Origin of the sequence: Bradyrhizobium betae, from assembly GCF_008932115.1 — a bacterium.
Lineage (GTDB): Bacteria > Pseudomonadota > Alphaproteobacteria > Rhizobiales > Xanthobacteraceae > Bradyrhizobium > Bradyrhizobium betae.
Genome location: NZ_CP044543.1, coordinates 1,369,796 through 1,395,181, shown reverse-complemented (window position 1 = coordinate 1,395,181; position 25,386 = coordinate 1,369,796). Strand labels below are relative to the sequence as shown.

General features: G+C 64.6%; 27 protein-coding genes and 1 riboswitch. Of the genes, 12 read left to right on the top strand and 15 right to left on the bottom strand.

The genetic code is table 11. From position 1 onward, the window contains the following. Nucleotides 1-11: 11 nt before the first annotated feature. Both F8237_RS06715 and F8237_RS06710 read right to left on the bottom strand, forming a co-directional pair. A complete protein-coding gene (locus F8237_RS06715; protein WP_151643060.1) occupies nt 12-1,217 on the bottom strand; it encodes an ABC transporter substrate-binding protein in 1,206 nt (401 codons plus the stop codon). Nucleotides 1,218-1,360: 143 nt separating this feature from the next. After that, a complete protein-coding gene (locus F8237_RS06710) occupies nt 1,361-2,989 on the bottom strand; it encodes a fatty-acid--CoA ligase (protein WP_151643058.1) in 1,629 nt (542 codons plus the stop codon). Between the two features lie 64 nt (nt 2,990-3,053). On the opposite strand from F8237_RS06710, the gene F8237_RS06705 reads away from it, so the two are divergent. Further along, nucleotides 3,054-4,124 carry an extensin family protein gene (locus tag F8237_RS06705; RefSeq protein ID WP_151643057.1) on the top strand — a complete coding sequence of 357 codons (1,071 nt, stop codon included), beginning with the start codon at nt 3,054-3,056 and terminating at the stop codon, nt 4,122-4,124. Nucleotides 4,125-4,160: 36 nt separating this feature from the next. On the opposite strand, the gene F8237_RS06700 is transcribed toward F8237_RS06705, so the two are convergent. After that, entirely contained in the window at nt 4,161-4,847 is a 687-nt protein-coding gene (locus F8237_RS06700; protein WP_151643055.1) for a L,D-transpeptidase, read from the bottom strand. Nucleotides 4,848-5,163: 316 nt separating this feature from the next. On the opposite strand from F8237_RS06700, the gene F8237_RS06695 reads away from it, so the two are divergent. Together F8237_RS06695 and F8237_RS06690 are read left to right on the top strand one after the other, a co-directional pair. Next, on the top strand, nt 5,164-6,141 hold the full coding sequence (locus tag F8237_RS06695; protein ID WP_151643053.1) for a magnesium transporter CorA family protein: 978 nt from the start codon (nt 5,164-5,166) through the stop codon (nt 6,139-6,141). Between the two features lie 206 nt (nt 6,142-6,347). Beyond that, a complete protein-coding gene (locus F8237_RS06690; protein ID WP_151643051.1) occupies nt 6,348-6,581 on the top strand; it encodes a hypothetical protein in 234 nt (77 codons plus the stop codon). Between the two features lie 151 nt (nt 6,582-6,732). On the opposite strand, the gene F8237_RS06685 is transcribed toward F8237_RS06690, so the two are convergent. Both F8237_RS06685 and pdxH read right to left on the bottom strand, forming a co-directional pair. Further along, entirely contained in the window at nt 6,733-7,485 is a 753-nt protein-coding gene (locus F8237_RS06685) for an SDR family NAD(P)-dependent oxidoreductase (protein ID WP_151650473.1), read from the bottom strand. A gap of 38 nt (nt 7,486-7,523) precedes the next feature. Continuing rightward, nucleotides 7,524-8,165: a pyridoxamine 5'-phosphate oxidase gene (pdxH, locus tag F8237_RS06680; RefSeq protein ID WP_151643049.1), complete on the bottom strand. Its 642-nt coding sequence runs from the start codon at nt 8,163-8,165 to the stop codon at nt 7,524-7,526. A gap of 113 nt (nt 8,166-8,278) precedes the next feature. Between pdxH and F8237_RS06675 the strand changes: the two genes are divergently transcribed. Both F8237_RS06675 and F8237_RS06670 read left to right on the top strand, forming a co-directional pair. After that, nucleotides 8,279-8,686, top strand: coding sequence for an RT0821/Lpp0805 family surface protein (locus tag F8237_RS06675; RefSeq protein WP_041748476.1), 408 nt, complete (start codon nt 8,279-8,281; stop codon nt 8,684-8,686). A gap of 165 nt (nt 8,687-8,851) precedes the next feature. After that, a complete protein-coding gene (locus F8237_RS06670) occupies nt 8,852-9,820 on the top strand; it encodes a DnaJ C-terminal domain-containing protein (RefSeq protein ID WP_151643046.1) in 969 nt (322 codons plus the stop codon). 320 nt (nt 9,821-10,140) lie between these two features. Here the strand turns inward: F8237_RS06670 and F8237_RS06665 are convergent, their stop codons facing one another. Both F8237_RS06665 and F8237_RS06660 read right to left on the bottom strand, forming a co-directional pair. Then, nucleotides 10,141-10,914, bottom strand: a complete 774-nt coding sequence (locus F8237_RS06665) for an anti-sigma factor family protein (RefSeq protein WP_151643044.1) — start codon at nt 10,912-10,914, stop codon at nt 10,141-10,143. 106 nt (nt 10,915-11,020) lie between these two features. Continuing rightward, nucleotides 11,021-11,509, bottom strand: coding sequence for a sigma-70 family RNA polymerase sigma factor (locus F8237_RS06660; RefSeq protein ID WP_008141491.1), 489 nt, complete (start codon nt 11,507-11,509; stop codon nt 11,021-11,023). Nucleotides 11,510-11,681: 172 nt separating this feature from the next. On the opposite strand from F8237_RS06660, the gene fabI reads away from it, so the two are divergent. The 4 genes from fabI to F8237_RS06640 all read left to right on the top strand — a co-directional run bounded on the left by fabI (nt 11,682) and on the right by F8237_RS06640 (nt 15,600). Beyond that, nucleotides 11,682-12,509 carry an enoyl-ACP reductase FabI gene (fabI, locus tag F8237_RS06655; protein ID WP_151643042.1) on the top strand — a complete coding sequence of 276 codons (828 nt, stop codon included), beginning with the start codon at nt 11,682-11,684 and terminating at the stop codon, nt 12,507-12,509. Nucleotides 12,510-12,522: 13 nt separating this feature from the next. Further along, complete coding sequence (locus F8237_RS06650) at nt 12,523-13,122, top strand: histidine phosphatase family protein (protein WP_151643040.1); 600 nt, start codon at nt 12,523-12,525, stop codon at nt 13,120-13,122. 128 nt (nt 13,123-13,250) lie between these two features. Then, entirely contained in the window at nt 13,251-14,339 is a 1,089-nt protein-coding gene (aroC, locus tag F8237_RS06645) for a chorismate synthase (RefSeq protein WP_151643038.1), read from the top strand. Nucleotides 14,340-14,409: 70 nt separating this feature from the next. After that, nucleotides 14,410-15,600: an adenylate/guanylate cyclase domain-containing protein gene (locus F8237_RS06640; RefSeq protein WP_151643036.1), complete on the top strand. Its 1,191-nt coding sequence runs from the start codon at nt 14,410-14,412 to the stop codon at nt 15,598-15,600. Between the two features lie 7 nt (nt 15,601-15,607). Here the strand turns inward: F8237_RS06640 and clpS are convergent, their stop codons facing one another. From clpS to F8237_RS06625, 3 genes are all read right to left on the bottom strand, one after another. After that, complete coding sequence (gene clpS / locus F8237_RS06635; protein WP_151643034.1) at nt 15,608-15,913, bottom strand: ATP-dependent Clp protease adapter ClpS; 306 nt, start codon at nt 15,911-15,913, stop codon at nt 15,608-15,610. Between the two features lie 139 nt (nt 15,914-16,052). Continuing rightward, a complete protein-coding gene (crcB, locus tag F8237_RS06630; protein ID WP_151643032.1) occupies nt 16,053-16,436 on the bottom strand; it encodes a fluoride efflux transporter CrcB in 384 nt (127 codons plus the stop codon). 31 nt (nt 16,437-16,467) lie between these two features. Next, nucleotides 16,468-17,700, bottom strand: coding sequence for an MFS transporter (locus F8237_RS06625; RefSeq protein WP_162006354.1), 1,233 nt, complete (start codon nt 17,698-17,700; stop codon nt 16,468-16,470). Nucleotides 17,701-17,791: 91 nt separating this feature from the next. Beyond that, nucleotides 17,792-17,882: riboswitch (Fluoride riboswitch) on the bottom strand. A gap of 264 nt (nt 17,883-18,146) precedes the next feature. Between F8237_RS06625 and F8237_RS06620 the strand changes: the two genes are divergently transcribed. Together F8237_RS06620 and F8237_RS06615 are read left to right on the top strand one after the other, a co-directional pair. After that, nucleotides 18,147-19,025 (top strand): DUF1194 domain-containing protein, encoded by an 879-nt coding sequence (locus tag F8237_RS06620; protein WP_151643030.1) that lies wholly within the window; start codon nt 18,147-18,149, stop codon nt 19,023-19,025. Nucleotides 19,026-19,204: 179 nt separating this feature from the next. Next, nucleotides 19,205-19,837, top strand: a complete 633-nt coding sequence (locus F8237_RS06615) for a hypothetical protein (RefSeq protein ID WP_151643028.1) — start codon at nt 19,205-19,207, stop codon at nt 19,835-19,837. 207 nt (nt 19,838-20,044) lie between these two features. Here F8237_RS06615 and F8237_RS06610 read toward each other — a convergent pair whose 3' ends face one another. After that, nucleotides 20,045-20,707 (bottom strand): carboxymuconolactone decarboxylase family protein, encoded by a 663-nt coding sequence (locus F8237_RS06610; protein WP_244626082.1) that lies wholly within the window; start codon nt 20,705-20,707, stop codon nt 20,045-20,047. Between the two features lie 179 nt (nt 20,708-20,886). On the opposite strand from F8237_RS06610, the gene F8237_RS06605 reads away from it, so the two are divergent. After that, nucleotides 20,887-21,489, top strand: coding sequence for a hypothetical protein (locus tag F8237_RS06605; protein WP_151643026.1), 603 nt, complete (start codon nt 20,887-20,889; stop codon nt 21,487-21,489). Here F8237_RS06605 and F8237_RS06600 read toward each other — a convergent pair. The 4 genes from F8237_RS06600 to F8237_RS06585 form a co-directional block, all read right to left on the bottom strand. Further along, a complete protein-coding gene (locus F8237_RS06600) occupies nt 21,486-22,565 on the bottom strand; it encodes an Acg family FMN-binding oxidoreductase (RefSeq protein WP_151643024.1) in 1,080 nt (359 codons plus the stop codon). The genes F8237_RS06605 and F8237_RS06600 overlap by 4 nt on opposite strands. Nucleotides 22,566-22,655: 90 nt before the next feature. Further along, nucleotides 22,656-23,903 carry a class I SAM-dependent RNA methyltransferase gene (locus F8237_RS06595; RefSeq protein ID WP_151643022.1) on the bottom strand — a complete coding sequence of 416 codons (1,248 nt, stop codon included), beginning with the start codon at nt 23,901-23,903 and terminating at the stop codon, nt 22,656-22,658. Beyond that, nucleotides 23,896-24,630 (bottom strand): TlyA family RNA methyltransferase, encoded by a 735-nt coding sequence (locus F8237_RS06590; RefSeq protein WP_151643020.1) that lies wholly within the window; start codon nt 24,628-24,630, stop codon nt 23,896-23,898. The genes F8237_RS06595 and F8237_RS06590 overlap by 8 nt, the downstream gene beginning before the upstream one ends. 25 nt (nt 24,631-24,655) lie before the next feature. After that, the gene (locus F8237_RS06585; protein WP_151643018.1) at nt 24,656-25,210 is read right to left on the bottom strand and encodes a nucleoside 2-deoxyribosyltransferase; all 555 of its coding nucleotides are present in this window, start codon (nt 25,208-25,210) and stop codon (nt 24,656-24,658) included. Nucleotides 25,211-25,386 lie beyond the last annotated feature (176 nt).

Genomic DNA, 25,386 nt, shown 5'->3' with positions numbered 1-25,386 from the left:
CGGGTGCGATATCAGTGCGTGACCAGCGGACAGGCCGAGTCGGACAGCTTCCCGAACGCCTCTTCGCCGGACATGGTCTGAACCACCTTGTAGTAGTCCCAGGGTTGCTTGGATTCCTCGGGCTTCTTGACCTGCATGATGTACATCTCATGCTCCATCAGGCCGTCGGCTCGGATCTTGCCGTTGCTCGTGAACATATCGTCGATCTTCATCTTCTTGAGCTCGGCCATCACCTTGTCCGAGTCGGTGGTGCCTGCAGCCTTGACCGCGTTGAGGTAGGTCATGGTCGCGGAATAATAGCCCGCCTGATTCATGGTGGGCTCGCGCTTGGTCTTCTCGAAATAGCGCTTGGCGAAGGCGCGGGTCTTGTCATTGAGATCCCAATACCAGCCGGTGGTGAGAAAAAGGCCCTGCGCGGTCTTGAGCCCGAGGCTGTGGATGTCGCTGATGAAGGCGAGCAAAGCGGCCGGCTTCATCGTCTTCGCGATACCGAACTCGTCGGCAGCCTTGATCGAGTTCGTGAAGTCGTTTCCGGCGTTGGCGAGTCCCAGTATCTGGGCACCCGAGTTTTGCGCCTGGAGCAGGTAGCTCGAGAAGTCGGACGTGGAGAGCGGAACGCGCACGGCGCCGATCACCTTGCCGCCATTGGCTTCGACCACCTTCGCGGCGGCTTCCTGCAATTGCGTGCCGAAGGCGTAGTCGGCCGTGAGGAAGAACCAGGTCTTGCCGCCCTGCTTCACCATGGTCTTGGCCGTACCGTTGCCGAGTGAGGTCGTGTCGTAGACGTAGTGCACGGTGTAGGGTGTGCAGTCCTTGCCGGTCAGCGATGCGCCGGCGGCGCCGATCGCGATGAACGGGATTTTCTTTTCCTTGGCGACATTGTTCATCGCCAGGCTGACCCCGGTGTTCGATCCGCCGAGTATCATCGTGACGTTGTCGCGGTCAGCCCATTCACGGAATTTCTGGGCGCCGACGTCGGGCTTGTTCTGGTGGTCTGTCTCGATGAACTCGATCTTGTTGCCCAGCACACTGCCGCCAAAATCGTCGATCGCCATCTTGGCGGCTGTGACGCCGCCGGGTCCGATCACGTCGGCGTACAGCCCGGACATGTCGTCGATGTCGCCGATCACGACTTTGTTATTCGCGGCGTGCGCGGCCGTAGCTGTGATTGACGCTGCGAGCAGCCAGGGAATTGTCGTCACTGCAATGGATTTCATCTGGGCGCCTCCTCGTATTGTTGTTTGGTTCGGCGCGAAGTTAGGGAGCGACTGCGTCGGCTCCAATTGGTCTTTCGTCGCGCTGGCGCAAACAAAATCCGGCCCTTGGGAGGGCCGGATCCGAGGCTTTACGTGTTCCGGAACTACGCCGCCGCGTTCGGGAAGCGGTAATCCTTGAACTGGTCGCGGAGCGCCGTCTTCAGGATCTTGCCGGTGGCGGTGTGCGGAATGCCGTCGACGAAGGCGATGTCGTCGGGCATCCACCATTTGGCGATCTTGCCGTCCATGTACTTCAGGATCTCCTCGCGGCTGGCCTGCTGGCCCTGCTTGAGCTGCACGATCAGCAGCGGCCGCTCGTCCCATTTGGGATGATAGACCCCGATCACGGCAGCCTCGGCCACCGCCGGATGGCCCACAGCGAGGTTTTCGAGGTCGATCGAGGAGATCCACTCGCCGCCGGACTTGATCACGTCCTTGGAGCGGTCGGTGATCCGCATGTAGCCGGCCTCGTCGATGGTCGCGACGTCACCGGTGTCGAAGAAGCCGTCCTCGTCGAGGATGTTGCTGTCGACCCGGTAATAGGCCTTGGCGACGGCCGGGCCCGAGACCTTGAGGCGGCCGAAGGTCTTGCCGTCCCAGGGCAGCTCCTTGCCTGCATCGTCGGTGATCTTCATTTCCACCGCGAAGGGCGCATAGCCCTGCATCTGCAGCACGTCGAGCCGCGCCTCGCCGGTCGCATTCTGGAACGGCGGCTTCAGCGCCGCGACGCTGCCGATCGGGCTCATCTCGGTCATGCCCCAGGCGTGGCGCACGTTCGAGCCCATGTCGAGGAAGGCCTTGATCATCGAGCGCGGCATCGCAGAGCCGCCGCAGATCACCATCTTCAGCTCCGGCAGCTTCAGATTGTTGGCGGCCATGTGCTGGAGCAGCATCAGCCACACCGTGGGCACGCCCGCGGTGTGCGTCACCTTCTCGGTCGAGAGCAGTTCGTAGACCGAGGCGCCGTCGAGCTTGGCGCCCGGCATCACGAGCTTGGTGCCCTGCGAGGGCGCGGAGAAGGCGATGCCCCAGCTATTGGCATGGAACAACGGAACCACCGGCAGCATTGTCTCGGAGGCGCTGGTGCCGAGCGCATCGACATTGTTGGCCATCAGCGCGTGCAGCACGTTGGAGCGATGCGAATACAGCACACCCTTCGGATCGCCCGTTGTGCCGGACGTATAGCACATCGCGGCTGCCGTGTTCTCGTCAAAGTCCTTCCATTTGAATTTGCCGTCGGCCTCCGCGATCCAGTCCTCGTAGGCGACGACGTTCTTCAGCGTGGTCTGAGGCATATGCGCCTTGTCGGTGAGCACGACGTAGCGTTCCACGCTTTCCAGCTTGTCGGCGATCTTCTCCAGGACCGGAACGAAGGTGATGTCGGTCATCACGATGCGGTCCTGCGCATGGTTGATGATCCAGGCGATCTGCTCGGGGAAAAGGCGGGGATTGACGGTATGGCAGATGGCGCCGATCCCCATGATGCCGTACCAGACTTCGAGGTGGCGCCAGGTGTTCCAGGCAATGGTTGCGACGCGGTCGCCGAGCTTGATGCCATCGCGGTCCAGCATCTGCGAGACCTTGAGGGCACGCTGGTGGATTTCGCCATAGGTGGTGCGATGGATCGGTCCCTCGACCGATCGCGTGACGACCTCCTGCTTGCCATGAATCTTGGCGGCGTGTTCGATGATCCGGTGGCAGAGCAGGGGCCAATCTTGCATCAAACCAAGCATTCCGTCGTTCCTCCGAGGTGGGCTGGACTTGTTATCGCTCTCAGCGCTGGGCCAAAGAATTGTCATGGGTTTTAGCCTGCTGGACTTTCGCCGCAAATGGTCTTGTCGCGGCTATATGTCCGCCGGCGCGGCAATGGTTACCGCTGCGCTCGGGCTGTCGCTGGTGCTCCCGGAACGGGCAGAGGCGCGGAAATATGCTGCGCCGCTGGATATCTTCGGCCTCGGTACTCCACGACCGCGTACGACGGTTCATTCCGCCAGGATCCCGCTACCGAAACCCCGTCCTGAAGAGGCCCCCAAGGCATCGGAGGAGGCCCCTCCTGAGGCTGACGGGAAATCTGCCCCAGACACGTCGAACGCCAACAAGCCCGCGGAGGCCGCGCCGCCGCCCGAGAAGCAGGCTTCGGCCTGCCGCCTCGCGCTGACCGAGGAGATCGCGGTCGCGCCGTCCATTCCGGATATCCGCGGCCCCGGTGCCTGCGGCGGCGGGGATCTGGTGCGGCTGGAGGCCATCGTGCTGCCGGACAAGCGCAGGGTGGCGGTCAAGCCTGCGGCGATCCTCCGCTGCACCATGGCCTCCGCGATCGCCGACTGGGTCCGCAAGGACATGGTGCCGCTGGCCGGCAGCCTCGGTTCGACGATCAGCGATCTGGACAATTTCGATAGCTTTGAGTGCCGCGGCCGCAACCGCGTCGCCGGTGCGCTGCTGTCAGAGCACGGCAAGGCCAACGCGCTCGACGTCCGTGCCATCAAGCTTGCCAATGGACAGTCGATCGGCCTCACCGACCGTACGATGTCCCGCGACATACGCGAACGCGTGCTGCGTTCGGTCTGCGCGCGCTTTTCCACCGTGCTCGGGCCGGGCTCGGACTGGTACCACGAGGACCACATCCATCTCGACCTCGCACAGCGGCGCAACGACTACCGGATCTGCCAGTGGAACGTCTGGGATCCCCTGCCGCAGGTCGCTCCATTGCTGCCGGCGGAACGGCCGGAAGAAGCTCCGCCGCGAGAGGTCGCGGCCAAGCCGGAGGCCGGGGACGGTACAGACGATCAGGACACCGCGAAGCCCGCCGCCGACCAGCCGGCGGCTACGGGCGGCAAGAGCAAGCCCGCAATAAAAAAGCGCCGGTAAAACCGGCGCTTTTGAATGTCAGGGATCAGGAGGCGATCAGAAGCTGCCCGCCTGGCCAGTTTGGCTGCCGCCGAGCGCAAGGCGCGAATTGTAGGGCGAGTCGCCATGCTTCGGCTCGAGCACCACGACGATGGTGCCGACCTTGACGCGATCATAGAGGTCGATCGCGTCCTCGTTGGTCAGGCGGATGCAGCCCGACGAGATCGAGGCGCCGATATATTCCGGCTGGTTGGTGCCGTGAATGCGGAACAGCGTGTCCTTGCCGCCGGAATAAAGGTAGATCGCGCGAGAGCCCATCGGATTGTCCGGGCCGGGCGCAACATAGGTCGGCACGCCCAGGCGTGAAATCTCGCCCGGGGTCGGATGCCAGGCCGGCCACTCGGTCTTGCTTCCCACCTTGGCGATGCCGGACCAGGCCATCGCCTCTTCGCCGACGGTGATGCCGTAGCGGATCGCCTTGCCGCCATCCTGCACGTAATAGAGATAGTGGTTGTCGGAATCGACCACGATCGAGCCCGGCGATTCCTTGCGATGGTAGTCGACGATGGCGCGGCGGAACGGCTCGGCGACCGGGGTGTTCTCGTAGCGAACCTTGGCGAGGAGTTCCTTGTCCTTCGGCTTGAAGGCCTTGGTGTCGGTCGCCTCAAAATGTGTGGCCTGCATGCAGCCCGACAGCATCAGGCCAGCGGCCAAAACACCCAGCATAACTTTCAGCGACGACATGATTTGGTTCCAATCGACAACAACAAGCTTTCGCAGAGCTTGAGCCAAGCCCAACACCACGACTCCGTGGCCCCTATTATCGTTGAAATCTGCCACACTTCCAGCGTCTCGGACCTTTTCCCGCGCTGCGGGGCCTTAGCTGTGGCTTTTTTGCCGCAAGTTTTGCGGCTGTGGGCTGGTTTTTGGGCCAAGTGTCGATTCCGTGCCACGGTGCGGCCACAAATGCCACCGCTCCGTTAATGTGCTTGTCATCATGAACTTGTCAGAATCGCGCTAAGGGCTGTCATTCGGTCGCAGGCCCCCGCTGGAGTTGTGCATGTTTTCTGTGTTCGTTCCCTCCGAGACCTCCCTCAAGAAGGCCGTTATCGACGATCTCGCGGCGGTGCCGGAGCATGCGGTGTGGATCGACCTGGTCAACCCGACCGCGAACGAGGACAAGGCGGTGGAGCGGCTCTCGGGCATCGCGATCCCCACCCGGGAGGACATGCAGGAGATCGAGATCTCCAGTCGCCTCTATATCGAGAACGGCGCGCGCTACATGACGGCGACGCTGATGTGCCACTCCGATACCGATATGCCCCGGACCACGGCGGTGACCTTCATCCTCGGCGATCATCGTCTGGTGACGGTGCGCTACGACCAGCCAAAACCCTTCGCGCTGGTCGAGGCCAAGCTGGCCCGCTCCTGCACGCCGGGGATCACCGGCGAGATGGTGCTGATGGAGCTGCTCGACGCCGTCATCGACCGCTGCGCCGATATTCTGGAGCGCTGCGGCGCCGACATCGACCAGGTCAGCCACGACATCTTCGAGCCGGAGAGCGAGCGCCACGGCCACGCCAAGCAATACTCCCAGATCCTGATCTCGATCGGCCGCAAGGGCGATTTGACCTCGAAGGTTCGCGAGAGCCTGGTGTCGATCGGCCGCGTCGTCGCTTTCCTCTCTGCGGTGGTGGAAGGCGTGAAGTGGTCGAAGGACATGCGCGAGCAGCTCAAGACCATGCAGCGCGACGTCGTCTCGCTGACCGACCACGCCTCCTATCTCTCCAGCAAGATCACCTTCGTGCTCGACGCCATGCTCGGTGTCGTCAATCTCGAGCAGAACAACATCATCAAGCTGTTTTCGGTCATGGCCGTCGTCCTGATGCCACCGACGCTGATCGCCTCGATCTACGGCATGAACTTCAAGGCGATGCCGGAACTCGAATGGGCGCACGGCTATCCATTTGCGCTGGTGCTGATGCTGATCGCAGCGATCGTCCCGTACTGGATCTTCAAGTGGAAGAAATGGCTCTGAGCTCGTAGCACTCTCGCCGAATGGCTACCGAGACCTTACGCCGTTCGCAGACACACCGTGTTTGGTGTCGCAGAATAGAGCGGGATTGAGGCCGAGCGGTGATGTGTGCTCTGCGCCCCAATTCCTCCAGTAAAATTTGAGCGGTGGGCTGAACGTTTACGCGAAGCTTGTCTGCGATAAGCAGCGTGTAGCCGCGAGGAACAGCCATGGTTGAGAAACACATAACGTCGCCCCGCAACGTCATCGATCTGGCGAACTATCGCCAGGTCCTGGCGAGCGGCAAGGCGTCGTCGATGTCGGCACGCATGTGCCGGCACTGTGGTGCTCCGCTGCTCGACGGTGAGAACGACGACGACTGCTCGACTGCGATCAATGCCGCAGCTCCAAATGCTGCAGCCCAAAGACTGCGCGATCAGCCGCGTCGGTTTCGCGCCGATTGAGAACGGAAGGCAAGTAAGGGCGATCCAGGTCTTGCGGCGGCTTTGTCTGGATCGCCTTGCTTCCCCAGAACCATCGAATTCGGTCATTGCGAGGAGCCCGCGACAAAATTGCAAAGCAATTTTGCGCTTGCGCTCGCAATGACGTCAGCACCTACACGTGCTGACCACCGTTGATGTGGATCTCGGCGCCGTTGACGTAGGACGAGGTATCCGTACACAGCACGTAGATGATCTTGGCGACCTCGTCGGGCGTGCCGAGGCGGTGCAACGGGATCTGCTGCTCCACGATCTTGTCGGTGCCCGGCGACAGGATCGAGGTGTCGATCTCGCCCGGCGCGATCGCGTTGACGCGGACGCCGACGCGGCCGAAGTCGGAGGCCATCTCGCGCGTCAACGATGCCAGCGCGGCTTTCGAGGTGGCATAGGCGGCGCCCGCGAAGGGATGCACGCGCGAGCCCGCGATCGAGGTGACGTTCACGACCGAGCCCTTGGCCGCCTTCAATTCCTCGATCAGCCCGCGCGCGATCATGATCGGCGCGAAGAAGTTGACGTGAAACACATGCGTCCAGGTCTCGAGGTCGGTGTCGACCGAGCCGAGCCTGGAGCCTCCCGGGCCCTTCGGCGAGATCGCGGCGTTGTTGACCAGCGCATGCAGCATGCCGCCTTCGAGGCGGTCGCGGATGTCGGAGATCGCGCGCGTCGTGTCCTTGGGATTGCCGAGGTCGACCTGGATGTGATCCTCCGGCCCTGCGTCCCAGGGACAGTCCTCCGGGAACGGGTGCCGCGAGCAGGTGATGACACGCCAGCCCGCCGACGAGAAGCGGATCACCGTGGCGTGGCCGATACCGCGGCTCGCTCCGGTCAGGAGCAGCGTGCGGCGCGGCGCATTGGACGAATGCGGCATGGACATCTTTCAGGTCGCCCCAAAGTTCAAGACAAGGCTCAAGGGTACATCCGCGTCTTGGACCACGGCCCGCCGGCCGCGTCACGGCGAAATTCGATGCGGTCGTGCAGGCGGAACGGGCGGTCGTGCCAGAACTCGATCCGCGCGGGCGTGATGCGCCAGCCGCTCCAGCCCGGCGGGCGCGGCACTTCGCCGATGACGTGCCTGGCCGCGACTTTCGCGATGGCCTGCTCAAAGGCGAAGCGGCTTTCCAGCTCCTGTGACTGCTTGCTCGCCCAGGCGCCGATCTGCGCCTGCTTCGGTCGCGTCGCGAAATAGGCGTCGGCTTCGGCGTCGGTCACCGGCGTCACGTTGCCGCGGATGCGGACCTGACGGCGCAGCGACTTCCAGTGAAAAAGTAACGCCGCCTTAGGATTTGCGGCGAGTTCGCGGCCCTTCTGGCTCGCGATGTGGCTGTAGAAGACGAAACCCTCGGTATCGAAGCCTTTCATCAGCACCATGCGCACATCAGGCAGCCCGTCGGGATCGACGGTTGCGAGCGCCATGGCGTTCGGATCGTTCGGCTCGCTCTTGATCGCCTCGCTCAGCCAGGCGTCGAATAGCGCAAATGGCTCGTCGGCGGCGGTGAAATCACCGGATGTTAAGGGTGTCTGGTGTTTCATCGAGGTCGTGTCGCTCATGTCTGGAGTCCGAGTTGCGTATCGCGGCCCAAAACGCGTTGTCGTCCGCTCCCGCCCTATATAGGGCATGGGGACGCGTTGGCCTATCGGCGATCGGGCCGTCCAGCTTTGTCATGACGATGATTTTGATCGGGCTCGGCACCGGCGGCTGCAGCTTTTCCCGCAATGACACCAGTGCCTATGCCAAGGCCGACGACAGCGACCTCACAGGCTCGATCGCGCGGCCGGCAAAGGACGCCCCGCCGACCGAGACCGATCTTGCCTTCGCCCGCAACGCCGCCTCCGACGTCCTCAGCAAGGGCGACAGGGATTCGAGCCAGCACTGGGAAAATCCGGAAACCGGGGCGCGGGGCTCGGTGACGCCGATCGCGCAATCCTATGCCGCCGAGGATGGGCGCAAGTGCCGCGATTTTCTGGCCAGCTACGTCAACGGCAGCACCGAGAGCTGGCTCCAGGGCGCCGGCTGCCAAAGCAGCCGTGGCCGTTGGGAGATTCATACGCTAAAGCCATGGCGGAGCTGAGCATGATCCGGACCAGTGGGAACCGGTTTTCCGATAGGATCGTGCTCGAATCGTAACGGATCGCTTCGCCCGACCAGTTGCAAAAATGCCACTCGCCCCCACATGAGGCTCAGGTGGGCGGGGAGCCCTTTGAACATATCGATATTCCGAGAGGAGACGTGACGGATGCGCGACCCCTATGAGGTCTTGGGGGTGCAGCGGAGCGCTAGCGCTGCCGCGATCAAGAGCGCCTATCGCAAGCTTGCCAAGAAGCATCATCCCGACAGCAACAAGGACGACCCGAAGGCCGCCGAGCGCTTCTCCGAGATCAACTCGGCGAACGAGATCCTCGGCGACGAGGACAAGCGCAAGCAGTTTGACCGCGGCGAGATCGACGCCGAGGGCAAGCCGCGCTTCCAGGGTTTTCCGGGCGGTGGCGGCGGTGGGCCGCGCGGACGCGCGGGTCCCGGCGGGTTCGAGTACTCGTTCCGCGGCGGCGGTGGAGGCCCCGGTCAGGGCGCGGGCGCGTTCGAGGATATCCTCAACAGCATGTTCGGCGGCGGGGTACGCGGCGCGCGGCCCGGCGCTGGCGGCGGTGCCCAGTTCGAATTCGACACCGGCGGCATCGGGCTTGATCTCGACGTCAACGTCGCCATGTCGGTCTCGCTGGAAGAGTCGGTCAAGGGTGGCGAAAAGCGAGTCCGGCTGCCGAACGGCAAGGAATTGAACGTCAAGATTCCGGCCGGCGTCACCGAGGGCCAGCAGATCCGCCTGCGCGGGCAGGGTGAAAGCGCCCAGGGCCATCCGCCGGGCGATCTCCTGATCACCATCAGCGTCGCGCCGCACGCGTTCTTCAAGATCGATGGCGCCGACCTCAGGATCGATCTGCCGGTTACGCTCTATGAAGCGGTGCTCGGCGGCAAGGTCCGCGTGCCCACCCTCGGCAATGACGTCGAGCTTTCGGTCCCGAAAAACACCTCCAGCGGCCGGACCTTCCGCCTCAAGGGCAAGGGCCTGCCGAAAGCCGGCGGAACCGGGGATCTCTTCGTCACCATCAGGATTATGCTACCGGACGGGAACGACGCCGAGCTTGAGACATTGATGGAGAAGTGGCGGGACCATCACCCCTACAATCCACGTAGCGGGCTGGGCTAGGGCGAGATCGAACTGAAGGGGTTTTTCTCCTAAAGGCCGACGGCATCGTCGAGGAGATGATGCTCATCATATGCCTGAAGCGTGGTAGCGCTTCATGTGATCGACGTGTCGGCTGTCCGGCGGGGCAGCCGATAAAAAGGTGCGGCCTCGAGAGGGGGACCAGCGCGGTACCAAAAACCCCAATCGAGGCCGCCCGCGTCGATCGGCGGATCGAACGCTGCTCATAATCGCGTGAACACTCGGTGCGATAATGAGACGCGCCGATGTTTTGATTCCAGATTTTCAATGACGGAATCGAGGCACAGCGCTTGCGCGGTTGTCTAGCCGCCGCTTTTCTCGGCCTGGTCGTACACGGCCTGCGCCACCTTCGTCAGCCGATCGCGGTCGGTGCCGCCGCCGCTGACGACATAGCCGACGCCGCGCTCGGCCCAGAACAGCGCCCCGTCCTTGTCCGTTTTGGCGTAGCGCATCTGCGTCGCGCCGTTCTCGGTCTTGGAGGTGTAGATCGTGTACCGCTCGCCCGAGGTGCCCTCATACATCAGGAACGAGGCCGGGCCGTTCGGCCCCGGCAGGAGCCGGCCGCCGACCAGCTTCAGCCCGCTCGCCTCCAGGTTCGGCGCGAACACGGTCCAGCCGCAGCGCCGGGTCAGCCAGGCCTGGAGGTGGTCCCGCTCGTTGCCGCCGACCTCGACGGGATGGCGAACCTCGACGACATAGAGGCGGTGGGCATCGAGCGCGTCCGCCGTAAAGCTCTGGAAGGTCGAGGGCGCATTGGCGGCGCCATGCGCCACCCAGCCGGCGGTGCCGCCGGCGACGAAGGCAACCAGCACAGCCGCGGCGGCGCCATAGAGCCATTGCCGGGGACGGCGTTCCAGCCGTTCGAGCTCCAGCCGGGCCGGCACCGGCTCCTGGGCGACGGAATCGTAGCGGGCGTGCAGCATCTCGGCCATGGCGCGCCATGACTGCACGCGCTCGGCATCGTCGGGGTGCGCGTCAAGCCAGGCCTCGACGTCGGCGCGGCGCTCGGCCGGCAGCTCGCCGTCGACATGGGCGTGCAACTCGTCCTCGGTCACTGAAATCCTGTGGTCGTTCATATCGATCGTCTCTGGCTCTGCGGCCCAAAAAATCTGACGCGGTTCAACTCTGCCGCTTCTCTTTTCGTGCAGGGAACGCGGGTCGCGCGATGCATCAATCCTGCCATCATTTCACCCGCCTGAGCGCGGGGCGCTCGCCCTCCAGCGAGGCCTTGACGTGGGCACGGGCGCGGGCCAGGCGGGACATCACGGTGCCGATCGGCACGCCCTGGATGTCGGCGACCTCGCGGTAGCTCATGCCCTCCAGCATCACCAGCAGCAGCACCGAGCGCTGCTCCTCGACCAGTGTCGAGAGCGCCCTCTCGATGTCGCGCCCTTCCGCTTCGGTCCCGCTGGCATCCGGGTTGTTCTCCGTCAGCTGCGTGAATTGCGGGCGCCTTGCCAGCGAGCGCCGCCGGTTCTTGTTGAGGTTGGTCAGGATCGTGTAGAGCCAGCTCCTGACGTCGCCCCCCAGGAACAGGCGCTCCGAACGCAACGCCCGCACCAGCGTATCCTGCACCAGGTCATCGGCCGCATCCGCATCGCGCGTGAGCGCGCGGGCGTAACGGCGCAGCGCCGGGATCATGGCTTCCACACTCTGGCGAAACGCACTCATGCCGTGTTTGATGTCCTGCCGTTCGGCGCAAGCGCCACAATCATCATAACACCCGAACGGAACGGCTATTCCGGCGCTCGAAACAGCGTTAACGCCGCGTATTAGGACTGTACCGCAGGGGAGGGCTGGTGTACCTCCAGACCTCAACGAGAGCTCGACGGGACGTTCGGAAATGGCGCAGGATTCAGGACTGATGCAAGGACTGATGCAAGGCAAGCGCGGGGTGATCCTCGGCCTCGCCAACAACCGCTCGATCGCCTGGGGCATCGCCAAGGCGTGCCACGCGGCCGGCGCCGAGCTCGCCTTCACCTATCAGGGCGATGCGCTCAAGAAGCGCGTCGAGCCGCTCGCCGCCGAGATCGGCGGCCTCGTGCTCGGCCATTGCGACGTCACCGATGCCGCGACCATCGATGCGGCCTTCGCGGTGCTGCAGGAGAAGTGGGGCAAGATCGACTTCCTGGTGCACGCGATCGCCTATGGCGAGCAGCTCGACGGCCGCTATGTCGACACCACCCCGGAGAATTTTTCCAAGTCGATGCTGATCTCCTGCTACTCGTTCACGGCGGTGGCGCAGCGCGCCGAGAAGCTGATGACCGACGGCGGCTCGCTGATCACGCTCTCTTATTACGGCGCCGAGAAGTGGATGCCGCATTACAACGTGATGGGCGTGGCCAAGGCGGCGCTGGAGGCCAGCGTGCGCTATCTCGCCGCCGATCTCGGCGAGAAGAACATCCGCGTCAACGCGATCTCGGCCGGGCCGATCAAGACGCTCGCCGCGTCCGGCATCGGCGACTTCCGCTATATCCTGAAGTGGAACGAGAATAACGCGCCGCTGCGGCGCAACGTCTCGACCGAGGACGTCGGCGGCAGCGCGCTTTATTTGCTCTCCGATCTCTCGCGCGGCGTCACCGGCGAAGTGCATCACGTCGATTCCGGCTATCACGTGCTGGGCATGAAGCGCCCGGACGCGCCGGATATCTCGTTCGGTGGAAAAGACTAGCCTCCATTCTGGAATGCCCGTGCCCACGATCTATTACCTTCGCCACGGCGAGACCGAGTGGAATGCGCTCGGCAGGCTTCAGGGCACCAAGGACATTCCGCTGAACGCGCGCGGCCGCGATCAGGCCATGCAGGCCGGTGGCGTGCTGGCGGACCTCTTCAAGCGCGACGGCAGAGACAAGGCGACGTTACCCTTCGTGTCGAGCCCGCTCGGACGGGCGCGCATGACCATGGAGCTCGCGCGCGGCAAGCTCGAACTGCCGGTCGCGGACTATGCGCTCGATGATCGCCTGCGCGAGATCGGCTACGGCGTCTGGGAAGGGCTGACGCTGGCCGAGAGCGAGGCGAAAGATCCCGACATCTATGCCAGGCGCCTCGCCGACAAATGGACGGTGGGTCCCGCGGGCGGGGAGACCTATGCCGATGTGCAGGTCCGCGTGCGCGCCTGGTACGATCAGCTCCAGACCGACACCGTCGCGGTCGCCCATGGCGGCACCTGCCGGGCCCTGATGGTGTCTTTGGGTATCGAGACCCCCGCCAGCGCCGCCGAGCTCTATATCGAGCAGGGCGCCGTCTACGTGTTTCGCGACGGCCGGCTGGACAAGTTTAGTTAAGCCCGGCGCGTTGCCCCACCCTCCGCCGTCATGCCCGGGCTTGTCCCGGCCATGACGAGAGTGGGCATATTTGACGCATATTTCGGGGCGAGCTAAGTCAGCACTGACTTACTAGCCAGCGAGCAGCGATGTCCTTCAACACCTTCGGCCACATGTTCCGCGTCACCACCTTCGGCGAGAGCCACGGGGTGGCGATCGGCTGCGTGGTCGACGGCTGCCCGCCGATGATCCCGCTCACCGAGGCCGATATCCAGCAGGACCTCGATCGCCGCCGGCCCGGCCAGTCGCGCTTCACCACCCAGCGCCAGGAGCCGGACCAGGTCAAAATCCTCTCCGGCGTGATGGCGCATCCGGAGACCGGTGTGCAGGTGACGACGGGCACGCCGATCGGGCTCCTGATCGAGAACACCGACCAGCGCTCGAAGGACTATTCGGAGATCAAGGACAAGTTTCGCCCGGGGCACGCCGACTTCACCTATGAAGCGAAATATGGCCTGCGCGACTATCGCGGCGGCGGCCGCTCCTCCGCGCGCGAGACCGCCACGCGCGTCGCCGCCGGCGCCATTGCGCGCAAGGTGCTGCCCGACGTGAAGGTGCGCGGCGCGCTGGTGCAGATGGGCCCGCACAAGATCGACCGCGCGAAGTGGGACTGGGACGAGATTGCGAAGAATCCGTTCTTCTGTCCGGACAAGGACAAGGCGGCGTTCTTCGAGACCTATCTCGACGGCATTCGCAAGAGCGGTTCATCGATCGGCGCGGTGCTCGAGATCGTCGCCGAGGGCGTGCCGGCCGGCCTCGGCGCGCCGATCTACGCAAAACTCGATTCCGATTTGGCGGGCGCGATGATGACCATCAACGCGGTCAAGGGCGTCGAGATCGGTGCCGGCTTTGGCGCGGCGGAATTGACCGGCGAAGAGAATGCCGACGAGATGCGCACCGGCAATGACGGCACGCGCTTTTTGTCCAACCATGCCGGCGGCATTCTGGGCGGCATCTCGACCGGGCAGCCGGTGGTGGTGCGCTTCGCGGTGAAGCCGACCTCGTCGATCCTGCAGCCGCGCCTGACCGTCGATCGCCAGGGCGCCGACACCGAGATTTTCACCAAGGGCCGCCACGACCCCTGCGTCGGCATCCGCGCCGTCCCCGTCGGCGAAGCCATGATGGCCTGCGTGCTCGCCGATCACTTTTTGCGGGATCGCGGACAGGTGGGACGCTAGGGCGTTCATGTCACGGTACTAGCCCACCGCGCAGCTTGACGATCCCACAACTTCGTCCGCAAATGCGGGCATGCAAAACTTCGAGATCCAGCGCATCACCAACTGGCTGATCGACGGCGCGCGGTCGGCGGAGACTCCGTCCCAGATGATCGCCGACGTCTGCGAACATCTCGTCGCAGCCGGCCTGCCGCTGTGGCGGTTCGGCATCTTCATCCGCACGCTGCATCCGGAAATCTTTGGCCGTAACTTCATCTGGCGGGAAGGTCAGAAGGTCGAGATCGGCACTGTCGATTTCGAGATCCTGGAGACGCCCGAATTCGCCAGGAGCCCGCTTCGGATCGTGTTTGAGGAGGGGCTCGAGGTCCGGGGACGGATGGACGATCCGGACAGCAAGCGCTTTCCGTTCCTCGACGACATGCGCGCCGAAGGCGTGACCGACTATTTCGCGGTGCCGATGCCGTATCTCGACGGCTCGATCCATGCGACGAGCTGGGTGACGCGGCGTCCCGGCGGTTTCAGCGACGACGACGTCGCGGCGATCCGGACCCTCGTGGCGCCGCTTGCCCGCGTCAGCGAGATCGTCAGCCTGCGCCGCACTGCCGAGATGCTGCTCGACACCTATGTCGGCAACCGCGCCGGCGCGCGCATCCTCGGCGGCCAGATCCGCCGCGGCCACAACGACACCATGCAGGCCGCGATCTGGCTGTCGGATCTGCGCGGCTTCACCGCGCTGTCGGACCGGCTGCCGGCCGAGACCGTGGTCGAGATCCTCAACCAGTATTTCGACTGCCAGGTTGCCGCGATCCGGGGCCATGGCGGCGAAGTGCTGAAATTCATGGGCGACGGTCTGCTCGCGGTGTTCCCGATCGACGAATATGTCGGCGATGCCGCGCATGTCTGCACGCGCGTGCTGGAAGCGGCGCGCGAGTCTCGCGCCAGCGTCGAGGCGCTCGCTTTTCCGGTCGGCGACGTCGTCGAGCGCTTTCGCTTCGGCGTCGCGCTGCACGTCGGCAACATCCTCTACGGCAATATCGGCGGCGGCAATCGGCTCGACTTCACCTGCATCGGCCCTGCGGTGAACCTCGCCGCACGGCTGGAGAAGATCGCAGGAAGGCTCGGCCGCACCGTCGTGGTCTCGGAAGTCTTTGCGAACGCCTGCCGCCACGACTGGCGAGAGCTCGGCGAATTTCCGATCGCGGGATTTTCCAAGGCGCAGCGTGTGTACGGACTGGCGGAAGAGACATCGGCGGTGATGGCCTGATGAAGCCTTATTCCTCCGGCTCCGTCGTGAACAGCAGCGGATAGCCCTTGGTGCGGGCGGCGTCGGTGGCGCGGGTGGCCTTGGTCTCGGCGACGTCCTTGGTGAACACGGCGACCACACAGGCGCCCAGCTTGTGCGCCGTGATCATCACCTTGTAGGCCTGATCCTCGGTCATGCGGAATTCGGCCTTCAGGATCATCGTGACGAACTCACGCGGCGTGTAGTCGTCGTTGATCAGGATGACCTTGTGCAGCTTCGGCCGCTCGACCTTGATTTTGGTCCGCGTCTTGGGTGTGGTGACGGTGTCGTTCATCGTATCCTGAAACGCCCCGGCCCTGACGAGCTTCGAACCTGCTTATTATATTGCAGGACCCGGGGCCTCTCCAAGATGGTCAGCCCCTCGTCATCATGCCCAGGGGAATGGCAGGAATGCGCCGGTTGTGCAGGTGCCGTCACGGAAGCGCGCGCACCAATTGCAACGCGGCAATGAGCGCGCCCACGGACAGCACGACCGATCCAATCATATAGGCCGCGGAGGCCCATGTTTGGCCGCGCTCGATCAGGTACCAGGCATCCAGCGAGAACGTGGAGAATGTCGTGTAGCCGCCGCAGATCCCGACCGTCAGGAAAATTCGGGCCGTCTGCGGCAGGTTCCATCTGGTCGCGAACAGCGCCGCGAAAAGGCCGATCAAGAACGATCCCGTCACGTTGATGATCACGGTGCCCCAGGGAAAATCGGTGCCGAACAGTCGGCCCGAGCCGATCGCGACGAGGTAGCGTACGACCGCACCGAGCGCTCCGCCCGCTGCGACGGCCAGAATAGATTGAATGTTCAACGTCTCGTTCCCCAATTTGCGCCGTACACGATCATTTCTCCTCCGCTGTCAGCCCGTTGCCGACGGCGAGCAGCCCCACCAGCGAGACCAGCGCGAAGCCGAGCCCGGCGAAGAACGTCACGGCAGGGCCATAGGCGTCCCACAGCGCTCCGGCGATCACGCTCGCGGCCAGCAACGCAAGGCCGGTGAACAGGTTGAAATAGCCGAATGCCGTGCCGCGCAGGCTCGGCGGCGCGGCGTCGGCGACGAGGGCCGAGAGCAGGCCTTGCGTCAATCCCATGTGCAGCCCCCACAGCACCACGCCGAGCGCGAGGCCCGCCAGGTTCGGCAGCAGCGCGAGCGCGAGATCGGCGACGGCGAGAAAGACGAGGCCGAGCGCGAGCAGGCCGGTGCGGTTGATACGGTCCGACAGCACGCCGGCCGGGTAGGCGGACAGCGCGTAAGTGATGTTCATCAGCACCAGCACCGCAGGCACCCACATCGCGTTGAGCCCGATGTTCTGGGCGCGCAGGATCAGGAAAGCCTCGCTGAAGCGCGCCAGCGTGAAGACGACGCCGACCGCCACGACGCGCCAGTAGACCGATCCAAGCTGCCGCATCGCGGCGAGATTGAGCGGATTCTTCGGGGGCTCCCGGCTCGGGTCCGGCTCCGGCTCGCTTACCGCGAACGCGATCAGTCCGAAGGACAGAAATGCCGGCAGCACCGCCACCCAGAACACCGCGGCGAAATTGTCCGCGGTCCACCACATCAGGCCGATTGCGGCGAGCGGCCCGACGAAGGCGCCGATGGTGTCGAGCGATTGGCGCAGGCCAAAGCTCGCGCCGCGCACGCCGGCCGGCGCGATATCGGCGATCAGCGCATCGCGCGGCGCGCCGCGAATGCCCTTGCCGACGCGGTCGACAAAACGTGCGGCCACCAGCCATCCGACGCTGGGGGCGATCGGAAACAGCGGCTTTGTGAAGGCAGCGAGCCCGTAGCCGAGCGCGGCAAGCAGCTTGCGCCGGCCGAGCCAGTCCGACAACGCGCCGGAGAAGATCTTTGTGATCGAGGCCGTCGCCTCGGCGAAGCCTTCTATGAAGCCGACGGTGAGCGTGGATGCCCCGAGCACGGTGACCAGATAGACCGGCAGCAGCGCGTGGATCATCTCGGAGGAGATGTCCATCAGCATCGAGACGAAGCCGAGCACCCAGATCCCTCTGGGCAGCGCGGCGCGCGCAGTATTCGGTGTCGTTGTCGTCACGTCCCCGCCTTCGTCCCTGGCCATGCCCTGGCCTTCGTTGTCAGGCAACAAAAAACCCGCCATCGGCGGGCTTGTCCATGCTCCCGCCAAAGGCAGAGGCTCAAAGATTGCCTCGCCTCAAGCAGGAGTCATCAGCCCACTACGGTCCAAGGATACGCCCCAAGGCCGCCGGGCGGTTATCGGGGGACTCCATCCCCATCTGTGCGTCCAGCCTAGCATGGAAATCGCGCCGGACAAATGGGCGGGAGAGCCCGTCCCGTGAGTCGTCGTTTTGCAGCTCGATGCGGGAGGCACTTGCGATGGAAGCTGCAGGTGATCGCGCGAGGCCTGGAGGCGCGAAAGCGGCGAGACGACGGCAGCTTTGCGCAAGGCGCGTCTGTTCCTGACCTGAATGTGAAGCCCAAGCGATCTTCGCGCTTTGCGGCAAGGCGATTGCATGTCACCATCGCGTCATACGACGGGAGACTGCGATGCGCATGCCGTTCTCGATCGGGGCTGTGCTGGTGGCCGGCGTTCTCGCCGGAGGTGACGTCGCGGGCATCGCGGCACCAGGGCCCAAATTTGAACCGTCCAAATCCGATCCGCTCAAGAATCGACCGCAGCGGCTGACGGCCGACAGGGACGCGCAGACGGTCGATGTCGAGCTGATCCTCGCTGTCGACGTCTCCTACTCCATGGACATGGACGAGCTCGCGATCCAGCGCGAAGGCTATGCGCAGGCGATCCAGTCGAAGGAATTCCTCCAGGCGTTGAAGCTCGGACCGAACGGCCGTATTGCGGTGACCTATTTCGAGTGGGCCGCCTCCAGCGACCAGAAGATCATCATCCCCTGGCGGCTGGTGGACGGACCCGAGACCGCGGACGCGGTCGCCGCCGAGATCATGAAGACGCCGATCCGGCGCGCCTCGCGCACCTCGATCTCCGGCGCGATCAATTTCGCGATGCCGCTGTTCGACGAGGATCCCTATCGGGGCCTGCGCCGCGTCATCGACATTTCCGGCGACGGTCCCAACAACAATGGCGGACCGGTCACGGCGGCGCGGGACGCCGCGCTCGAGAAGGGCATCGTCATCAACGGCCTGCCGATCATGGTCAAGGAGCCGTCCTACTCGACCATGGACATCGATAATCTCGATTACTACTACGAGGACTGCGTTGTCGGCGGCCCCGGCTCTTTCGTCATCTCGATCAAGGACCGCGAGAAGTTCAAGGAAGCGATCCGCACCAAGCTGCTGATGGAAGTTGCAGGCCGCACGCCCGAGCGTCCCGTGGTGCGGGTCGCGGACAAGGAGCCGCGCGTCAACTGCATGATCGGCGAGAAGATCTGGTCGGATCGCTGGGGGCGCTGACGGCGCTGCTGCGAATGGGGCCTTTTGCCTCGCCTCGCCCGAGGGTTGAATTTAACCGCTCGTTAACCAGTGCCGGGCCTAATCGGACTATGTCTGATTGTTTCCGCTCGGTATCTTGCCATTGCTGACCGGCAAGCGACCGAAAGCGGGTTCGTCAGACTCGTCCGCCGAGCAATCCGATGGCCATCGTCACGCAGAGCACCAGCCAGATTTCGCCCGCCAGTGAGCGGGTCTATCACCAGAGCAGATTGCTCGGTGAATGGGAGGGCAATTGGGCGGGCAACAACCAGCCCGTTGGCTTCAAGGTGGTCAATATCCGCGGCACCCGGGCGCAGGTCGAGTACACTCATAACGGGCACACCGAGCGCGGCTTTGGCCAGGTCAGCGGCGCGCTGATCACCTTCGGCACGATCACAGTCGGCACCAAGGACGGCAAGAACCTGGTGCTGTTGTCTTCCGCGGGCGCAGGCAAGCAGACCGCCAATCTCGAGAAGCAGGCGCCGCCGGCCTCGGACAGTCGCCTGATGGGAAGCTGGGGCGGCTATTCCAGCGACAACGGCAAGAGTGCGAGCTTCAAGGTCCTCGCCGTCGACGGCAAGGAAGCACAAGTCAGCGTCACCACCGACGGCGTCACCCGTCAGGGCACCGGCATCGTCTACAACAACGTCATCATGTTCGGGCAATCGCAAATCTCGACCAAGGACGGACAGAACGGCACGATCATCTACCAGGTCGGGAACAAGTCTTTCTCAGTGCCCGTGACGAAATATCCGCCGGCGGATTCATCGTCTTCGGTGGACAGGACGGCCTAGCCGCTCACGGCGGCTTGCGGCTCGACTACGCTGACTCCAGTGACGCCACCATCAATTCCGTCATCCTGAGGTGCGAGCGGCGCGATGCAAAGCATCGCGCCGGGAGCCTCGAAGGATGTATGGCCTCGATGCAGCGGGGCCGTCGCCCTTCGAGGGCCGCTAAGAAGCGGCCACCTCAGGGTGACGGTTATAGCATTGTGCGCGACTCTACTTCGCCGCGAGCGGTGGCAGTGGTGGCACGCTGTCGTTCGGTGCTTCCGCCTGCATCGTGATCAGCGTCATCGAGACCAGGTCATAATAGCCGATCAGGCCGATGATATCCATGATGCCGCGCTCGCCGAATTTCTGCTGCGCGGCGCGGTAGACGTCATCCGACACTTTCTTGTCGCGATAGAGCGCCAACACGAGGTCGTAGAGCGCGGTCTCGTCATCCTTCATCGCCTTCGGACGCACACCGTTCGCGACATCTTTCGCGACCTCCGGATCGAGACCGGCCTTCATCGCGAGCGGATAATGCGCGAACCACTCGTATTGCGCCGTCCACTGCCGCGCGGCGATCAGGATGGCGAATTCGCTGAGGCGCGCGGGCAGCGACGAATTCCATCGCAGATAGTCCGACATGGCCGAGAGCTTGGGTGCAAGCTCCGGGTTGCGGATATAGGCGCGGTAGGGCGGGTTGGTGAATTTGGCGTTGCGCGGCGGCACCGCGATCGCATCCGCCCACTCCTTCTGCGGTGGCGTGAGCTCGTCCGGCTTCAGCGGCACGAAGCGGGTCGGCTCGGCCGCGCCGCCGGCTCCCGGGATCGCTACGGTGACCAGCACAGCCAGCGCCAGGCCAAGATATCGCATCCCAAGATAGCGCATCATCATCCTCCCGTTTCGGCGGACTCGCGCCGCCTTGTTCGATCGCAGCTTACGTCGCGGCGCGGCCTGTGCAAGACCTCGGGCGCGCATGCTGGAACTCAATGAAGGGGGGCCTGGTGCCGGCAACGCTGGCCTTTGCGCCATCTGTTGCGTATAATTTCCGAGCTTTCTTGACGGTTACCTGAATGTCCCGCTTTGCACGCTCTTGCGCCCTCGCGCCTCTCTTCGCACTGCTCTGCCTCGGCGGAGCGCCGGCTCATGCGCAAGTCGCGGCTCTGAGATATTGGATCCCGGGTGGGGCTTTCGGCTTTGGCGGGAGCAGCGGCCAAAGCTCCGATGCCTACGGCAACTTTCCGAGCTTCAATGGCGGCAATGCCGACGAAAGCTACGGTTTTCGTCCCGGCTTCTTCGTCGGAAGCGAGCGCGGCAATCTCGGTCTGAGCGGTCTCAGCCAGCCCGCGCCGGCCGGCAATTTCAGTGCGCTCTCTTACGACAGCACGCAGTTCGGCTACAACACCAAGACGGCGAGTGGCATGCCCGTCACGTTCTTTGCCGGCTTCGACACACTGAAATACAACGGCGGCATCGGCAGCTCGCTGGCGCCGCTCACCTCCGGCGCCTCGCCCGGTTACGGCGCGTTCGCAGGCGTCGAATTCAAGCCGACCTCAAATCTCAGCCTGTCGTTCGGCGCCGGTTTCACGCAGCAGGATTCGGGCCGTATGGACAGCGATATCAGATCGAACATGCTGCCCGGCGAGTCGCCGGCGTTGAGCGGTCTGCGTCGCTAGCCCTGCATCACCAGTTCCGGAGGACGCCGCAGCGATTTCGGCAGCGTCGGGCCGGTGCCGAAGCGCATCACGATATCGGGGCGCCGGTCGCCCAGTCCGAGCGAGGTCGCGAATTGCGGCCTCAGTGCCGCCACCTCGACCGGCTGATTGACGAAGGCATATTTGAGGCCGAGCGCAGTCGCCTGCAAACCAAAACGCTGGCAGGCCCGGCCGACCGAGATCCAGTGCGATGTGTCGCTTCGATCGGCCGCGAGCACGACAATGCCCGCAGAGCTGTCGAGCTGCTCGCGGTATTTCTTGTTTTCTCCGCTTTCGGTGAGGACGAACCTCAGGAGCGGGCGTGCGAGCCATGCGGGCAGGGTCGGATTTCCCGAGGCAGCCGAGAACAGCCCGTCCATCGTCGCGAGCGCATCGGTCTGGTTGAAGCGCAGCCAGCTCACGAGCTCGCGCATGAAGGCCTTGTCGCGCATTTGTGCTGAATTTCCTTCGAGCACATAGTTGGTGACGTTTGCGATCGCGGTACGTTCGGTCAACAGGATCGCCGCGACATCCGGTTCGCGGCAGGCGTTATCGAGCTGGCGCAGGATGTCGGGCGCAACCGGCCTGCCGTCGAAGACCGCGCGGGTGCTTTGCCTGACGGGAATTGCCTGGGCCAGCGCCGAAGTTGCCGGCGGGGCCTCCTCGAGTGCGATCACGATCCTGTCGCCGTCGATTGTCGTGTGGGCACGCCAGCCCAATATCGACGCTGCGAGAACGAGGTTTTCGGCGGCGCAGCCGAGGCTGACGAAGAGGTGATGATCGTCCGGATCGACGGCCGGACAGCGCCGCGCGAAGTCGGGCGCAATCGTGATCTCGTGGCCGCGGGCGGAGAAGATCCACGGCTGGGTGTTGTGGCTGTTGGCTGCAAGCGTCGCAAAGCGCACCAGCTCCCGATCCCTCGGCGCAGCCTGCAACGGCGCCCGTGACGTGCTCACCGCCTCGTCATAGGTCATCGTCGCCGCGAGGGCAGGCAGACCGCTGAAGGTGGCCACGGACAATCCGAGTGCGGTCGCGATGAACTGTCGTCGGTCAACCACTGACGTTCACTCCACATTGCACATGACGCTTGTAGCGCCGACGGGCATCGGGGCGGTTGACCGGAATCAAGGTTGGTGACGCTGACGGCCTTACCGCGTGAACTTTACCACCAGCTCCACATGCGGCGTGTGGCGGAACTGGTCGACCGGAACCACGGTGTCGATCCTGTAGCCGCCATCGATCAGCAGCCGTGCGTCGCGGGAAAACGTCGCGACGTTGCAGGACACGGCGATCACCACGGGCACCTTGCTTGCAGCGAGTTTCAGCGCCTGCGCCTGGGCGCCCTGGCGCGGCGGGTCGAACACCACGGCGTCGAAGTCGCGCAGCTCGGGCGGCACCAGCGGGCGGCGAAACAAATCGCGCGGCTCGGCCTTGATCGGCTTCAGCCCGGGCGTTCGCGCGGCTTTCGCGAGCGCGTCGACCGCGCCGGCGTCGTTGTCATAAGCTGTGACGCGGGCCTTCTCGGCGAGCCTTAGCGCAAACGGCCCGACGCCGCAGAAGAGGTCGAGAACCTCCTTGGCCTTGCCCACGCGCTCTGCGACGAGCGCGGCCAGCGTCTCTTCGCCGGCGATGGTCGCCTGCAGGAACGAGCCCGGCGGCAGCGTCACCTCGGCGCGGCCCATCTTCACCGTCGGCGGCAGGCGTTGCAGCACCAGCTCGCCGTGCCGCGTCAGCCGCGCCAGCCGATGCTGTTCGGCGACGCGCGATAGCGCCGTGACCAGCGGGGTCGGCAGCGGGCCGGAGCCGCGCACGTCGACATCGAGGCCGTTGGCGGTGGCGGTGACCTGGATGTCCAGCGGCTTGGTCACCGGCATTCTGGACGTCAGCGGCTCGGCGAGCGCCCAGGCGGCCTCGAGCGCGCCGTTGAGCGCTGGATCGAGAATCGGGCAGCGATCGATCGGAATGACGTCGTGCGAGTTCGTCGCGGAGAAGCCGACCTTGAGGACGTTGTGCGTTCCGAAGCGCCCGTGCAGCGTGACGCGCCTGCGCCCCGCACCATGGGCATCGACCAGCGGCGCCACCTCGCAATCGATGCCGGCCTGCGCCAGCGTCTCGACCACGATGCCGCGCTTCCAGGCGCGGTAAGGCTCGGTCGCCCAGTGCTGGATCGCGCAGCCGCCGCAGATGCCGAAATGCGGACAGAACGGCGCGATGCGCTCAGGGCTCGCGATATCGACCGCCAGCAGCTTGCGGCGGTCGGGATGGTTGCCGGCGACGTGATCGACCTCGACGGTCTCGCCGCCGAGCGTATAGGGCACGTAGACCGCCTCGCTCGCAGCGAGGCAGACGCCGTCGCCGCGGTGGCCGACGTGATCGATGGTCAGGCGCTCAACCACGGCGCGCGCCCAGGAAGAATTCGATGTTGCCGTCGCCGCCCGCGATCGCGGAGGGGAACACCTCGATGTCGGTGCAGCCGAGCGAAGCGGCAAAGGCCGCGATGTCGTCGCAGACCTCCTGGTGCACGGCGGCGTCGCGGATGATGCCCTTCTTGTTGTGTTTCCGGTCGGCCTCGAATTGCGGCTTGATCAGCGCCAGCAGGCTCATCGGCGCAGCCGCCAGCGACAGGGCCACCGGCAGCACGGTTTTCAGCGAGATGAAGCTGACGTCGATGACGACGACATCGGGCCGCGCCGGCAGCCGCTTGCCGTCATAGCTGCGGATGTCGGTCTCCTCCATCGACACGATCCTGGGATGACCGCGTAGCGAGGGATGCAGCTGGCTGGTGCCGACATCGACCGCGAACACCAGGCTCGCGCCATTTGCCAGCAGCACCTCGGTGAAACCGCCGGTGGAGGCGCCGACGTCGAGGCAGACATGGTCCTCGATCTCGATTCCGTAGCGCTCCAGCGCGCCGGCGAGCTTGACGCCGCCGCGCGAGACATAGGGGTGCGCGGGCTGGGCCTGGATCACCGCGTCCTCCGCGATCGTCTCCGACGGCTTTGCGACCTGCTTGTCGTCAGCCGTGACGAGGCCGGCCTCGATAGCCGCGCGCGCCCGCGCCCGGCTCTCGAACAGGCCACGCTCGACCAGCAGAACATCCGCACGCTTGCGGGCAGGGGACATCGGGTCTCCGACAGAGAACGAGTGCTCAGGATGCGATCAATCGCGCGGCTGCCATCCGGACGCAAGCCTCGAATGCAGCAAGATCGTGCCAGACGTCGGCGGGCATTTCCGCCGGCGTCACCAGCGGGCAGCCGTGCAGCTCCAGCGCATGGATCATCATGAGATTGTCGGAGTGGCCGAAATCCTCGACCGTCAGCCCGTGCGCGTCGACCAGCCGCCCGCCCTCGGAGGCGACGTCCATGAAGCGGCCGACGCGGTCGGCATAGACGGTGCCGTCGTTGGAGTAGGCGAGGCAGAACTTGCCGCGGCCGGCCATGTAGCCGAGCTCGTAGACGGTGCCGGGATCGGCGCCGGCGCCGCGGAACGGGGTGAGGTTGGCGATGATGATGTCGGCCTGGTCCATCATCGCCGCGTTGCCGCAAAAGATCTGCCGCGAGGCGTCGGGAGCGGCAAGGTCGACGATGTTGTCGAGCGGATAGAGGCCGGTGAGGCCGTGAGCCGCGCAGATATCGACCTTGCGCCGGCCGATCTCAACCGCATCCGGCAGGAACACGTCGGGGCCTGCCAGATAGATTTTCATGGGATTACCGGTCGAGGAAGCGTGAGGTTGCCGCGGCATCGCGGTGCCAAACCTCTCCCATGGGAGAGGTCGCGCCGAAGGCGCGGGTGAGGGGTTACGCTCTCACGTGGGACCTGAACCCCTCACCCGTATTGCTGCCGCAATCCGACCTCTCCCTACGGGAGAGGTGGGGTTCA

Coding starts and splice junctions, on each gene's coding strand:
- F8237_RS06715 (WP_151643060.1), bottom strand. CDS start 1,217: ATGAAATCCATTGCAGTGACGACAATTCCCTGGCTGCTCGCAGCGTCA.
- F8237_RS06605 (WP_151643026.1), top strand. CDS start 20,887: ATGTCCCGCTTTGCACGCTCTTGCGCCCTCGCGCCTCTCTTCGCACTG.
- F8237_RS06610 (WP_244626082.1), bottom strand. CDS start 20,707: ATGATGATGCGCTATCTTGGGATGCGATATCTTGGCCTGGCGCTGGCT.
- F8237_RS06710 (WP_151643058.1), bottom strand. CDS start 2,989: ATGCTTGGTTTGATGCAAGATTGGCCCCTGCTCTGCCACCGGATCATC.
- pdxH (WP_151643049.1), bottom strand. CDS start 8,165: ATGAGCGACACGACCTCGATGAAACACCAGACACCCTTAACATCCGGT.
- F8237_RS06590 (WP_151643020.1), bottom strand. CDS start 24,630: ATGTCCCCTGCCCGCAAGCGTGCGGATGTTCTGCTGGTCGAGCGTGGC.
- F8237_RS06585 (WP_151643018.1), bottom strand. CDS start 25,210: ATGAAAATCTATCTGGCAGGCCCCGACGTGTTCCTGCCGGATGCGGTT.
- F8237_RS06705 (WP_151643057.1), top strand. CDS start 3,054: ATGGGTTTTAGCCTGCTGGACTTTCGCCGCAAATGGTCTTGTCGCGGC.
- F8237_RS06695 (WP_151643053.1), top strand. CDS start 5,164: ATGTTTTCTGTGTTCGTTCCCTCCGAGACCTCCCTCAAGAAGGCCGTT.
- aroC (WP_151643038.1), top strand. CDS start 13,251: ATGTCCTTCAACACCTTCGGCCACATGTTCCGCGTCACCACCTTCGGC.
- F8237_RS06640 (WP_151643036.1), top strand. CDS start 14,410: ATGCAAAACTTCGAGATCCAGCGCATCACCAACTGGCTGATCGACGGC.
- F8237_RS06625 (WP_162006354.1), bottom strand. CDS start 17,700: ATGGCCAGGGACGAAGGCGGGGACGTGACGACAACGACACCGAATACT.
- F8237_RS06685 (WP_151650473.1), bottom strand. CDS start 7,485: ATGCCGCATTCGTCCAATGCGCCGCGCCGCACGCTGCTCCTGACCGGA.
- fabI (WP_151643042.1), top strand. CDS start 11,682: ATGGCGCAGGATTCAGGACTGATGCAAGGACTGATGCAAGGCAAGCGC.
- F8237_RS06660 (WP_008141491.1), bottom strand. CDS start 11,509: ATGAGTGCGTTTCGCCAGAGTGTGGAAGCCATGATCCCGGCGCTGCGC.
- clpS (WP_151643034.1), bottom strand. CDS start 15,913: ATGAACGACACCGTCACCACACCCAAGACGCGGACCAAAATCAAGGTC.
- F8237_RS06690 (WP_151643051.1), top strand. CDS start 6,348: ATGGTTGAGAAACACATAACGTCGCCCCGCAACGTCATCGATCTGGCG.
- F8237_RS06620 (WP_151643030.1), top strand. CDS start 18,147: ATGCGCATGCCGTTCTCGATCGGGGCTGTGCTGGTGGCCGGCGTTCTC.
- F8237_RS06665 (WP_151643044.1), bottom strand. CDS start 10,914: ATGAACGACCACAGGATTTCAGTGACCGAGGACGAGTTGCACGCCCAT.
- F8237_RS06650 (WP_151643040.1), top strand. CDS start 12,523: ATGCCCGTGCCCACGATCTATTACCTTCGCCACGGCGAGACCGAGTGG.
- F8237_RS06670 (WP_151643046.1), top strand. CDS start 8,852: ATGCGCGACCCCTATGAGGTCTTGGGGGTGCAGCGGAGCGCTAGCGCT.
- F8237_RS06615 (WP_151643028.1), top strand. CDS start 19,205: ATGGCCATCGTCACGCAGAGCACCAGCCAGATTTCGCCCGCCAGTGAG.
- F8237_RS06700 (WP_151643055.1), bottom strand. CDS start 4,847: ATGTCGTCGCTGAAAGTTATGCTGGGTGTTTTGGCCGCTGGCCTGATG.
- F8237_RS06675 (WP_041748476.1), top strand. CDS start 8,279: ATGACGATGATTTTGATCGGGCTCGGCACCGGCGGCTGCAGCTTTTCC.